The sequence below is a fragment of the Mycobacterium sp. genome (assembly GCF_035603715.1).
Lineage (GTDB): Bacteria > Actinomycetota > Actinomycetes > Mycobacteriales > Mycobacteriaceae > Mycobacterium.
The window spans coordinates 1-11,391 of sequence record NZ_DATNJW010000245.1 but is presented as its reverse complement, the minus strand read 5'-3'; the positions used below and the strand labels follow the sequence as shown (position 1 = coordinate 11,391).

Sequence of the window (11,391 nt, the reverse complement as noted above, 5' to 3'; positions counted from 1 at the left end):
GAGCTGAGCTATATCGAGGTCGCGACCGGGCCGGTCGTGATCCAGCAGGTGGACGCCGGCGGCATCGATCTCGCCATCCTGGATGGCGAGGCGACCCCCGAAGGCGGCATGGGCATCGCCAAGCAGCTCAAGGACGAAATCGACCAGGGACCGCCGATTGTGGTGCTGACCGGACGCCGCGACGACGCCTGGCTGGCCAGCTGGTCGCGTGCCGAGGGCGCGGTCCCCCATCCCATCGACCCGATCCGGCTCAGCCGGACCGTGCTCGAGTTGCTGCGCACCCCGGTCCAGTAGCCGCTTACCCGGCCAGGGAACCGGCACAGCCGTGCCGCCGGACGGGGCCCGATCCCGCCGCCAATCCTGGCTCAGGAATGAGCCAAATCGCTCCTCGTTCTTGATATTTCGGGGTCGTCGCTTGACCGGCCGAGCGCCACCTGTCTTGTGGTGTTAACCGTCCGTCTAGCTGTGGTTGAGGTCACATCTAACCTGCTGAGCGCGGGATCGCATACGGTCGCTAGGCTGTGGTTGCGCTCACAGTCCAGCCCATAGACCAGAGTGAGGAAGCGTCGTCGCGGGATGAATCTCTACCTACCCATTCTCGTACTCGGAGGGATCGCCGCAGCCTTCGCGCTCGGCTCGGTCGCGCTCGGCCAACTCACCGGCCCGAAGCGGTTCAACCGCGCCAAGCTGGAGGCCTACGAATGCGGCATCGAGCCCAGCGACCAGCCGGCTAACGCACCGCACGCCGGCAGCGGACAGCGGTTCCCGGTGAAGTACTACCTGACGGCGATGCTGTTCATCGTCTTCGACATCGAAATCGTGTTCCTGTACCCCTGGGCGGTCAGCTACGACCAGCTGGGGCTGTTTGCGCTGATCGAGATGGTGGTGTTCATGCTCACCGTTTTCGTGGCCTACGCATACGTGTGGCGCCGCGGCGGCTTGACGTGGGATTGAGGTAGATCGTGGGCCTGGAAGAGAAAGTGCCGAGCGGCTTCTTGCTGACGACCGTTGAACAACTGGCGGGATACTTTCGCAAGAGCTCGCTGTGGCCGGCCACATTCGGACTGGCCTGCTGCGCGATCGAGATGATGGCCACGGCCGGCCCACGTTTCGACATCGCACGCTTCGGCATGGAGCGGTTCTCGGCGACGCCGCGGCAGGCCGACCTGATGATCGTGGCCGGCCGGGTCAGCCAGAAGATGGCCCCGGTGCTGCGTCAGATCTACGACCAGATGGCCGAGCCCAAATGGGTGTTGTCCATGGGTGTCTGCGCATCCTCGGGCGGCATGTTCAACAACTACGCGATCGTCCAGGGCGTCGATCACGTTGTCCCGGTCGACATCTACCTGCCCGGCTGCCCGCCACGCCCGGAGATGTTGTTGTACGCAATTCTCAAGCTGCACGACAAGATTCAAGAGATGCCCCTCGGGGTCAATCGCGAGCTGGCCATCGCCGAGGCCGAAAAGGCGGCACTCGCCGCCCGGCCGACGATCGAGCACCTTGGGCTGCTGCGATGAGTTCACCGGGTCACGATCCCAAGCGCGCAGCCAGCGAGGTCGGCGGAACACCCGTTGGTACCGAGCCCTCCGACGCCGAGCTGATCGGCGTGCGCCGCGGCATGTTCGGTGTCCGGGGCAGCGGTGACACCTCGGGTTACGGACGACTGATTCGCCAGGTCACGATCGACGAGGGAAGCCCGCGCCCGTACGGCTTCTATTTCGACGAGATCGTCGACCGGCTGGCCGAGGTGCTGAAAGCCGACGACGACGTCGAATTCGCTGACGCTATCGAGAAAGTCGTCGTCTATCGCAACGAGCTGACGCTGCACGTCCGCCGCGAGCTGCTGCCGCAAGTCGCCCGTCGGCTACGCGATGACCCGCAACTGCGCTTCGAGCTGTGCCTGGGCGTGAGCGGCGTACACTACCCGGACGAAACCGGGCGCGAACTGCACGCGGTGTACCCGCTGAGCTCCATCACCCACAACCGTCGCGTCAGGCTGGAAGTGGCTGCACCAGACGGTGATCCACACATCCCCTCGTTGTTCGGGATCTACCCGACCAACGACTGGCATGAGCGCGAGACCTACGACTTCTTCGGCATCATCTTCGACGGCCACCCTTCGTTGACCCGCATCGAGATGCCCGACGACTGGCAGGGACACCCGCAGCGCAAGGACTACCCGCTCGGCGGCGTTCCAGTGGAGTACAAGGGCGCGCAGATTCCCCCGCCCGACCAGCGGAGGTCCTACAACTGATGAGCGAAACCATAAGCGCCGCCAACGGTGACGGCTCGGACACCTTGATTGCTGTCACGGGCCAAGATTGGAACAAGATCGTCGAGGCCGCCCGGCAAAAAGGCGAACCCGGCGAGCGGATCGTCGTCAACATGGGACCGCAACACCCGTCGACTCACGGCGTGCTGCGACTGATCCTGGAGATCGAAGGCGAGACCGTCACCGACGCCCGCTGCGGAATCGGTTACCTGCACACCGGAATCGAGAAAAACCTCGAGTACCGGTACTGGACGCAGGGCGTGACGTTCGTGACCCGAATGGACTACCTGGCACCGTTTTTCAACGAGACGGCCTTCTGCCTGGGTGTGGAGAAGCTGCTCGGCATCACCGACGAGATCCCCGAACGGGTCAACGTCATCCGGGTAATGATGATGGAGCTCAACCGGATCTCCTCGCACCTGGTCGCTTTGGCGACCGGCGGCATGGAGTTGGGCGCGATGACACCGATGTTCACCGGCTTCAAAGGCCGCGAGATCATCCTCACGCTGTTCGAGTACATCACCGGTCTGCGGATGAACAGCGCCTACATCAGGCCCGGGGGCGTGTCGCAGGACCTGCCACCCGACGCCAAGACCGAAATCGCCGAAGCCCTCAAGCCATTGAAGAAAGCCCTGCGCGAGATGGGCGACCTGCTCAACGAGAGCGCCATCTGGAAGGCCCGCACGAAAGATGTCGGCTACCTCGATCTGACCGGCTGCATGGCCCTCGGCGTGACCGGGCCTTGCCTGAGGTCCACCGGGTTGCCCCACGACCTGCGAAAAGCGGAGCCCTACTGCGGCTATGAGAATTACGAATTCGACGTGATCACCGACGACGGGTGTGATTCCTACGGCCGCTACATCATTCGCGTCAAGGAGATGTGGGAGTCGGTGAAGATCGTCGAGCAGTGCCTGGACAAGTTGCAGCCCGGCCCGACGATGATCCAGGATCGCAAGATCGCCTGGCCGGCCGACCTGAAAGTGGGTCCGGACGGGCTGGGCAACTCGCCGGAGCACATCGAGAAGATCATGAGCGGCTCGATGGAGGCGCTGATCCATCACTTCAAGCTCGTCACCGAGGGCATCCGCGTTCCGGCCGGGCAGGTTTACGTCGCAATCGAATCGCCCCGCGGTGAGCTGGGCGTGCACATGGTCAGCGATGGCGGCACCCGCCCGTACCGGGTGCACTACCGCGACCCGTCGTTCACCAATCTCCAGGCCGTCGCCGCCATGTGCGAGGGCGGCATGGTCGCCGACGTGATCACCGCGGTGGCCAGTATCGACCCGGTGATGGGCGGGGTGGACCGATGACGGCAGCACAGACTCCCGGCGCCAGCAGCAACGGCGAGCGGGTGTTCATTCGGCTTGGCCCGCCACCGGAGGAGCCCGGGCAGTTCGTCACCGACGGCGCACCGCAGTCGTATCCTGCCGACGTACAGGCACGGCTCGAGGTCGACGCCAAGGAGATCATCGGTAAATACCCGGACCCCCGCTCGGCGCTGCTGCCGCTGCTGCACCTGGTGCAGTCCGAGGACGGCTACATCACGCCGGCCGGTGTGGAGTTCTGCGGAGCGCAGCTCGGGCTGACCGGTGCCGAAGTCGCTGCTGTCGCAAGCTTTTACACCATGTATCGCCGTGGACCCACCGGCGAATACTTCGTCGGCGTGTGCACGAACACCCTGTGCGCGGTGATGGGTGGCGACGCGATCTTCGACTCGCTCAAAGAGCATCTCGGCATCGGCAACGATGAGACGACGGAGGACGGGTCAGTCACGTTGCAGCACGTCGAGTGCAACGCGGCGTGCGACTTCGCCCCGGTCGTGATGGTCAACTGGGAGTTCTACGACAACCAGACTCCCGAGTCGGCACGCGAGCTCGTCGACGGCTTGCGGTCCGGTAATCCTCCCGCGCCAACTCGCGGTCTGGCTCCGCTGTGCAAGTTCAAGGAGACCGAGCGGATTCTGGCCGGCTTCCCCGATCCGCGGGCCGACGACGGCCAGGGCGGAGCCGGCGCGGCGACGCTGGCCGGGCTGCGGGTGGCCAAGGAGCACAACATGACCGCGCCGTCGCCCGAAAGTTCAGGAGAAGGTCAGTAATGGGGTCACCAACACCACTGGCTCCGGTGCTGAGCCGCTTCTGGGACGACCCCGAGTCGTGGACTTTGGAGACCTATCGCCGCAACGACGGCTATAAGGCGCTGGACAAAGCCTTGAAGATGGAACCCGACGCGGTGATCACCGCCGTCAAGGATTCCGGGCTGCGCGGTCGCGGCGGCGCAGGCTTCTCCACCGGGACCAAGTGGTCGTTCATCCCGCAGGGCGACAGTGGCGCGGCCGCCAAACCGCACTACCTGGTGGTCAACGCCGACGAGTCGGAACCCGGTACGTGCAAAGACATTCCGCTGATGCTGGCCACCCCGCATGTCCTGGTCGAGGGCGTGATCATCGCGTCGTACGCGATCCGGGCCAGCCACGCCTTCATCTACGTGCGCGGTGAGGTGCTGCCGGTGCTGCGACGCCTGCAGAACGCGGTCGCCGAGGCGTACGCCAACGGCTACCTTGGCCGCAACATCGCCGGCTCCGGCTACGACCTCGAGTTGGTGGTGCACGCCGGGGCCGGCGCCTACATCTGCGGCGAGGAGACGGCGCTGCTCGACTCGTTGGAGGGCCGCCGCGGCCAGCCGCGACTGCGTCCGCCGTTCCCCGCGGTCGCGGGCCTGTACGGCTGCCCGACGGTGATCAACAACGTGGAGACCATCGCCAGCGTCCCGTCGATCGTCCTGAACGGCGTGGACTGGTTCCGGTCGATGGGCAGCGAGAAATCGCCCGGCTACACCCTGTATTCGCTGTCGGGACACGTGACCAAGCCCGGTCAGTACGAGGCGCCGCTGGGCATCACGCTTCGAGAACTGCTCAACTACGCGGGCGGCGTGCGGGCCGGACACCAGCTGAAGTTCTGGACGCCCGGCGGATCGTCGACACCGCTGCTCACCGACGAACACCTCGACGTACCACTGGATTACGAGGGTGTCGGAGCAGCCGGGTCGATGCTGGGCACCAAGGCGCTGGAGATTTTCGACGAGACCACCTGCGTGGTCCGCGCGGTGGGTCGCTGGATCGACTTCTACAAGCACGAATCGTGCGGCAAGTGCACGCCGTGCCGCGAGGGCACGTTCTGGCTGAGCCAGATCTACCACCGCCTGGAAGCCGGTCACGGCACCATCGAGGACCTCGGCAAGCTGGAAGACATCGCGGATGCGATTCTCGGAAAGTCCTTCTGCGCGTTGGGTGATGGTGCAGCAAGCCCGGTCGCCTCGTCGCTCGAATTCTTCCGCGACGAATACGTCGCGCACGTCGAGGGCGGCGCTTGTCCGTTCGACCCCAAGCTGTCCATGCTCGCGACGAACGGAGCCTCATGACCCAAACGGCCGACACCGGAAAGAAGGTCACCGAGCCCGAACTGGTGACGCTGACCATCGACGGCACCGAAGTCAGCGTTCCCAAGGGGACTTTGGTGATCCGGGCCGCCGAATTGATCGGTGTGCAGATCCCCCGGTTCTGCGACCATCCACTGCTGGACCCGGTCGGCGCGTGCCGGCAATGCATCGTCGAGATCGAGGGCCAGCGCAAGCCGATGGCGTCGTGCACCATTCCCGTCGCCGACGACATGGTGGTGCGCACGCAATTCAGCTCGGAGGTCGCCGACAAGGCTCAGCACGGCGTGATGGAACTCCTGCTGATCAACCACCCGCTGGACTGTCCGATGTGCGACAAGGGCGGTGAGTGCCCGCTGCAGAACCAGGCGATGTCCAACGGCCGCCCCGATTCCCGCTTCGAGGACGTCAAGCGCACGTTCACCAAGCCGATCAACATCTCGTCGCAGGTCTTGCTGGACCGCGAGCGCTGCATCCTGTGTGCGCGCTGCACGCGGTTCTCCGACCAGATCGCCGGTGACCCGTTCATCGAGATGCTCGAGCGCGGCGCGCTGCAGCAGGTCGGCATCTATGCCAACGAGCCATTCGAGTCGTACTTCTCCGGCAACGCGGTACAGATCTGCCCGGTCGGCGCGCTGACCGGCACCGCCTACCGCTTCCGGGCCCGCCCGTTCGACCTGGTTTCCAGCCCGAGCGTGTGCGAGCACTGCGCGTCGGGATGCGCACAGCGCACCGACCACCGCCGCGGCAAGGTGCTACGCCGACTGGCCGGCGACGAACCGGAAGTCAACGAAGAGTGGAACTGCGACAAAGGCCGGTGGGCATTCACCTACGCCACGCAGGGTGACCGGATCACCACTCCCCTGGTCCGCGGCGCCGACGGTGCACTGGAGCCTGCGTCGTGGCCGCATGCGGTCGCCGCGGCGATCCAGGGACTCACCACCGCCGCCGGCGGCGCCGGCGTGCTGCCGGGCGGCCGGCTGACCGTCGAAGACGCCTACGCGTATTCTAAGTTCGCTCGAATTGTGTTGGGCACCAACGACATCGACTTCCGCGCTCGCCCGCATTCCGACGAGGAGACGCAGTTCCTGGCGGCCCGGGTCGCGGGCAAGCTGCTCACCACCAGCTACTCCGACCTTGAGTCTGCGCCGGTGGTGTTGCTGGCCGGGTTCGAGCCCGAAGAAGAGTCGCCGATCGTGTACCTGCGGCTGCGCAAGACCGCCCGCAAGCACGGGCTGGCGGTGCACGCAATTGCGCCGTACGCGAGCAACGGTTTGCAGAAGATGCACGGCACGCTGATCGAAACTGCTCCCGGGGGCGAGCCTGCCGCGCTGGACGGGCTGGCCGGCGGCGAGCTGGCTGGGCTGTTGTCCAAGCCGGGAGCCGTCATCATCGTCGGTGAACGGCTCGCGGGCTCGCCCGGGGGATTGTCCGCCGCGGCGAGGCTGGCCGACAGCACCGGCGCGCGATTGGCGTGGGTGCCGCGCCGCGCCGGTGAACGTGGCGCGATCGAAGCCGGTGCGCTGCCGGGTCTGCTGCCCGGTGGCCGGCCGCTGAGCGACGCGACCGCCCGCGCGCAGGTGGCCGAAGGCTGGCACGTCGCCGAATTGCCGTCGGCCGAAGGACGTGACGCCGAAGCCATCCTGGCCGCCGCCAAAGAGGGGAGCCTGGGCGCACTGCTGATCGGAGGCATCGACCCAGACGACTTCGCCGACCCCGATGCGGTGCTCGCCGCTCTCGATGCCACGGGTTTCGTGGTGAGCCTGGAGCTGCGACGCAGCGCGGTGACCGAACGCGCCGACGTGGTCTTCCCGATCGCGCCGGCCGCGGAGAAGGCCGGCACCTACATCAACTGGGAGGGCCGTCAGCGCAGCTTCTCCAATGCGCTGCCACCCGCCGCGACACCGGACTGCCGGGTACTGGACACGCTGGCCGACGAGGTGGGGATCGACCTCGGATTCCCCACCGTGGCGGCCGGGCTGGCCGAACTCAACGGGTTGGGCACCTGGGATGGCACGGCCGCACCGGCACCGTCCGTCACCGCGGCAGCTGCACCCAAACCCGGTGCCGGAGAAGCGATCCTGGCGGGCTGGCGGATGCTGCTCGACGCCGGGCGACTGCAGGACGGCGAGCCACATCTGGCCGGTACCGCACGCACGCCCGTGGTGCGGTTGTCGGCAGCGACAGCGAGCGCCATCGGCGCGGCCGACGGCGACAACGTCACCGTCAGCACCACACGCGGGGCGATCACCCTGCCGCTGGCGATCACCGAGATGCCCGACCACGTGGCCTGGCTGCCGCTGAATTCACCGGGCTCGGCGGTACACCGGCAACTGGGCGTCACGCCCGGCGCCGTCGTGAAGATTGGAGCTTCCAAGTGACCGGCTTCGGACACGACACCTGGTGGCTGGTCCTGGCCAAATCGCTTCTGGTCTTCGTGTTCCTGGTCCTGACGGTGCTGGTCGCGATCCTGGCCGAACGCAAGATTCTCGGCCGGATGCAGATGCGCTGGGGACCCAACCGGGTCGGCCCGCGCGGCTACCTGCAAAGCCTGGCCGACGGCATCAAGCTGGCGCTCAAAGAGCCGCTCATCCCGTTCGGCGTCGAGAAGCCGATTTTCCTTCTGGCACCGGCTATTTCGACGATTCCAGCGATCACGGCGTTTGCGTTCATCCCGTTCGGGCCGCAGGTTTCGGTGTTCGGCCACTGGACCCCGCTGCAGGTGACTGACCTGCCGGTGGCGGTGCTGTTCATCCTGGCGTTGTCCTCGATCGGGGTCTACGGGATCGTGCTGGCCGGGTGGTCCTCGGGATCGACCTATCCGCTGCTGGGCGGCGTGCGCTCCACCGCCCAGGTGATCTCCTACGAGGTCGCGATGGGCCTGTCGTTCGCGACCGTGTTCCTCTTCGCCGGAACGATGTCCACGTCGCAGATCGTGACGGCCCAGAACCGGGTCTGGTACATCTTCCTGCTGCTGCCGTCGTTCTGCACGTACCTGGTGTCCATGGTCGGCGAGACCAACCGGGCGCCGTTCGACTTGCCGGAGGCCGAAGGCGAATTGGTCGCCGGTTTCCACACCGAGTACTCGTCGCTGAACTTCGCGTTGTTCTTCCTCGCCGAATACATCAACATGACCACGGTGTCGGCGCTGGCCGCCACGTTGTTCTTGGGCGGCTGGCACGCGCCGTGGCCACTGAACATGTGGGCCGGCGCCAACAGTGGTTGGTGGCCGGTGCTCTGGTTCGTCGCCAAGGTGTGGGTGTTCTTGTTCTTCTACATCTGGTTGCGCGGCGTACTGCCTCGGCTGCGGTACGACCAGTTCATGGCGCTCGGGTGGAAGATCCTTATCCCGGTGTCGCTGGTCTGGGCACTGATCGCCGCCGCGATCCGCACCGCGCGCGACCAGGGTTACCCGCATTGGACGCCGCTGCTGGTCGGCGCCAGCATCGTCGTCACCGTCGTACTGCTGTATCTGCTGCAGAGACCGTTCAGCAACAGTCAGCTTCGCAAGAGACGTCGTCGCACGGAGTCGGAGGCACTGTCCGCACGCACAGCGTCCTTCGAGCCGGCGTTCCCCACGCCAGCGTTGCCCGGTAAGCCGCTGGCGCCGGCGACAAAGGAGGCAGCCAATGGCTAAGTTCCTCAGTTCCCTCGCCGGATTCGGCGTCACGTTCGGCGCGATGTTCAAGCGCCCGATCACCGAGAGCTATCCGGAGAACCCGGGGCCGGTGATGCCGCGCTACCACGGCCGCCATCAGCTCAACCGTTACGCCGACGGCCTGGAGAAATGCATCGGGTGCGAACTGTGCGCGTGGTCATGTCCAGCCGACGCGATCTACGTCGAAGGCGCTGACAACACCGACGAAGCCCGCTTTTCGCCGGGCGAACGCTACGGCCGCGTCTATCAGATCAATTACCTGCGCTGTATCGGATGCGGGCTGTGCGTCGAGGCCTGCCCGACTCGCGCGCTGACGATGACCAACCATTACGAGATGGCCGACGACAACCGGGCCGACCTGATCTACGAGAAGCAGGATCTGCTGGCTCCGATGCTCGAGGGCATGACCCCGGTGCCGCACCCCAGGGCTGAAGGCGCCACCGACGCCGACTACTACCGCGGCAACATCACCGCAAATGGCCTGCGCCAACTTCCGATCACGGACGTCTCGAAGTGACCACGCAGCTGGCCGCCAACGTCGTCGATACCGTCGTCGCCCGCACGTCCACCGGTGAGGCGGTGACGTTCTGGATACTGGCCACGCTGGCCCTGATCGGGGCGCTGGGTGTGGTGATGGCCGCCAACGCGGTGTACTGCGCGATGTCGCTGGCGCTGACGATGATCGTGCTGGCGGTGATGTACATGATTCAAGACGCCTTGTTCCTCGGCGTGGTGCAGATCGTGGTCTACACCGGCGCGGTGATGATGCTGTTCTTGTTCGTCCTGATGCTGATCGGCGTCGACTCGGCGGAATCCCTGGTGGAAACGCTGCACGGGCAGCGCGTCGCCGCCGTGCTGGCGGGGCTGGGCTTGGGCATCGTGCTGATCGCCGGAATGGGCAACGTTGCCACCAACCGTTTTGGGACAAACGGCCTCTCGACAGACATCGCCCCCGAAGGCAACGTCCAGGGGCTGGCGGCGCTGATCTTCTCCCAGTACTTGTGGGCATTCGAGCTGACCAGCGCACTGCTGATCACCGCAGCGATCGGCGCGATGATCCTGGCGCACCGGGAGCGCTTCGAGCGTCGCAAGACACAGCGCGAGATGTCCATCGAACGATTCGGCCCCGGCGGCTACCCCACTCCGCTGCCTGGCCCCGGCGTCTTCGCCCGGCACAACGCGGTCGATACTCCGGCACGGCTGCCCGATGGCTCGCCGTCCCGGTTGTCGGTGCCCGCAGTCCTCGAATTGCGGCCGGTCGAAGAGCGAGACCTCCCAGTTGCCGAGGGTTCCAACGGTTTTGACGCCATCACTAGAGGGGGTGCGTCATGAATCCGCAGAATTACGTGTATCTCTCCGCGTTGCTGTTCACCATCGGTGCTGCCGGTGTCCTGTTGCGGCGCAACGCGATTGTGATGTTCATGTGCGTCGAGCTGATGCTCAACGCGGTCAACCTGGCCTTCGTCACGTTCGCCCGGCTGAACGGCCACCTCGACGGCCAGATGGTGGCGTTCTTCACGATGGTCGTCGCCGCCTGCGAGGTGGTGGTCGGACTGGCCATCATCATGACGATTTTCCGCGCCCGTAAATCGGCTTCGGTCGACGACGCCAACCTGCTCAAGGGCTGAGGCGATGACACATCTGATCTGGCTGCTCGTCGCGTTGCCCGCGGCCGGTGCCGCGATATTGCTGGTCGGCGGCCGGCGGACCGACGCCTGGGGGCACCTGCTGGGATGCGCGACAGCACTTGCCTCGTTCGGCGTCGGCGTGACGCTGCTGTCCGACCTGCTCAGTCGGCACGGCGACGCCCGGACCATCATCCAGAACCTGTTCACCTGGATTCCGGTCGGCAGCCTGCAGGTCGACTTCGGACTGCAAATCGACCAGTTGTCAATCTGTTTCGTGCTGTTGATCACCGGCGTCGGATCGCTGATCCACATCTACTCGATCGCGTATATGGCCGAAGACCAGGACCGCCGAAGGTTTTTCGCTTACCTCAACCTGTTCCTCGCAGCGATGCTGCTGCTGG

At 65.7% G+C, this 11,391-nt stretch carries 12 protein-coding genes and 1 pseudogene; all 13 read left to right on the top strand.

Features of this window, described 5'->3' with window-relative positions; all coding sequences use genetic code 11:
- A partial coding sequence (locus VN856_RS10430; protein ID WP_325688655.1) for a hypothetical protein occupies window positions 1–294 on the top strand: 294 nt, incomplete at its 5' end.
- 282 nt (window positions 295–576) lie between these two features.
- The gene (locus VN856_RS10425) at window positions 577–954 is read left to right on the top strand and encodes an NADH-quinone oxidoreductase subunit A (protein WP_325688653.1); all 378 of its coding nucleotides are present in this window, start codon (window positions 577–579) and stop codon (window positions 952–954) included.
- An 8-nt stretch (window positions 955–962) separates the two neighbouring features.
- Window positions 963–1,517 (top strand): NADH-quinone oxidoreductase subunit B family protein, encoded by a 555-nt coding sequence (locus VN856_RS10420; protein ID WP_325688651.1) that lies wholly within the window; start codon window positions 963–965, stop codon window positions 1,515–1,517.
- Complete coding sequence (locus VN856_RS10415) at window positions 1,514–2,254, top strand: NADH-quinone oxidoreductase subunit C (RefSeq protein ID WP_325688649.1); 741 nt, start codon at window positions 1,514–1,516, stop codon at window positions 2,252–2,254. The genes VN856_RS10420 and VN856_RS10415 overlap by 4 nt, the downstream gene beginning before the upstream one ends.
- On the top strand, window positions 2,254–3,582 hold the full coding sequence (gene nuoD, locus VN856_RS10410; protein ID WP_325688647.1) for an NADH dehydrogenase (quinone) subunit D: 1,329 nt from the start codon (window positions 2,254–2,256) through the stop codon (window positions 3,580–3,582). Before VN856_RS10415 ends, nuoD begins: the two co-directional genes overlap by 1 nt.
- Window positions 3,579–4,367: an NADH-quinone oxidoreductase subunit NuoE gene (gene nuoE, locus VN856_RS10405; protein WP_325688645.1), complete on the top strand. Its 789-nt coding sequence runs from the start codon at window positions 3,579–3,581 to the stop codon at window positions 4,365–4,367. The genes nuoD and nuoE overlap by 4 nt, the downstream gene beginning before the upstream one ends.
- Complete coding sequence (gene nuoF, locus VN856_RS10400; RefSeq protein WP_325688643.1) at window positions 4,367–5,689, top strand: NADH-quinone oxidoreductase subunit NuoF; 1,323 nt, start codon at window positions 4,367–4,369, stop codon at window positions 5,687–5,689. Before nuoE ends, nuoF begins: the two co-directional genes overlap by 1 nt.
- The gene (locus VN856_RS10395; protein WP_325688641.1) at window positions 5,686–8,085 is read left to right on the top strand and encodes an NADH-quinone oxidoreductase subunit G; all 2,400 of its coding nucleotides are present in this window, start codon (window positions 5,686–5,688) and stop codon (window positions 8,083–8,085) included. The genes nuoF and VN856_RS10395 overlap by 4 nt, the downstream gene beginning before the upstream one ends.
- On the top strand, window positions 8,082–9,341 hold the full coding sequence (gene nuoH, locus VN856_RS10390; protein WP_325688639.1) for an NADH-quinone oxidoreductase subunit NuoH: 1,260 nt from the start codon (window positions 8,082–8,084) through the stop codon (window positions 9,339–9,341). Before VN856_RS10395 ends, nuoH begins: the two co-directional genes overlap by 4 nt.
- Window positions 9,334–9,879 carry an NADH-quinone oxidoreductase subunit NuoI gene (gene nuoI, locus VN856_RS10385; protein ID WP_325688637.1) on the top strand — a complete coding sequence of 182 codons (546 nt, stop codon included), beginning with the start codon at window positions 9,334–9,336 and terminating at the stop codon, window positions 9,877–9,879. The genes nuoH and nuoI overlap by 8 nt, the downstream gene beginning before the upstream one ends.
- An 8-nt stretch (window positions 9,880–9,887) precedes the next feature.
- Window positions 9,888–10,694: an NADH-quinone oxidoreductase subunit J gene (locus VN856_RS10380; protein WP_325688657.1), complete on the top strand. Its 807-nt coding sequence runs from the start codon at window positions 9,888–9,890 to the stop codon at window positions 10,692–10,694.
- A complete protein-coding gene (gene nuoK / locus VN856_RS10375) occupies window positions 10,691–10,990 on the top strand; it encodes an NADH-quinone oxidoreductase subunit NuoK (RefSeq protein WP_325688635.1) in 300 nt (99 codons plus the stop codon). The genes VN856_RS10380 and nuoK overlap by 4 nt, the downstream gene beginning before the upstream one ends.
- 4 nt (window positions 10,991–10,994) lie before the next feature.
- Window positions 10,995–11,391, top strand: a pseudogene (locus VN856_RS10370) (NADH-quinone oxidoreductase subunit L); the annotation flags it as partial.

Excerpts from the sequence above, each read along its gene's own strand:
- nuoF (WP_325688643.1), top strand. The coding sequence starts at position 4,367 with ATGGGGTCACCAACACCACTGGCTCCGGTGCTGAGCCGCTTCTGGGAC.
- nuoE (WP_325688645.1), top strand. The coding sequence starts at position 3,579 with ATGACGGCAGCACAGACTCCCGGCGCCAGCAGCAACGGCGAGCGGGTG.
- nuoD (WP_325688647.1), top strand. The coding sequence starts at position 2,254 with ATGAGCGAAACCATAAGCGCCGCCAACGGTGACGGCTCGGACACCTTG.
- nuoI (WP_325688637.1), top strand. The coding sequence starts at position 9,334 with ATGGCTAAGTTCCTCAGTTCCCTCGCCGGATTCGGCGTCACGTTCGGC.
- VN856_RS10395 (WP_325688641.1), top strand. The coding sequence starts at position 5,686 with ATGACCCAAACGGCCGACACCGGAAAGAAGGTCACCGAGCCCGAACTG.
- nuoK (WP_325688635.1), top strand. The coding sequence starts at position 10,691 with ATGAATCCGCAGAATTACGTGTATCTCTCCGCGTTGCTGTTCACCATC.
- VN856_RS10425 (WP_325688653.1), top strand. The coding sequence starts at position 577 with ATGAATCTCTACCTACCCATTCTCGTACTCGGAGGGATCGCCGCAGCC.
- VN856_RS10415 (WP_325688649.1), top strand. The coding sequence starts at position 1,514 with ATGAGTTCACCGGGTCACGATCCCAAGCGCGCAGCCAGCGAGGTCGGC.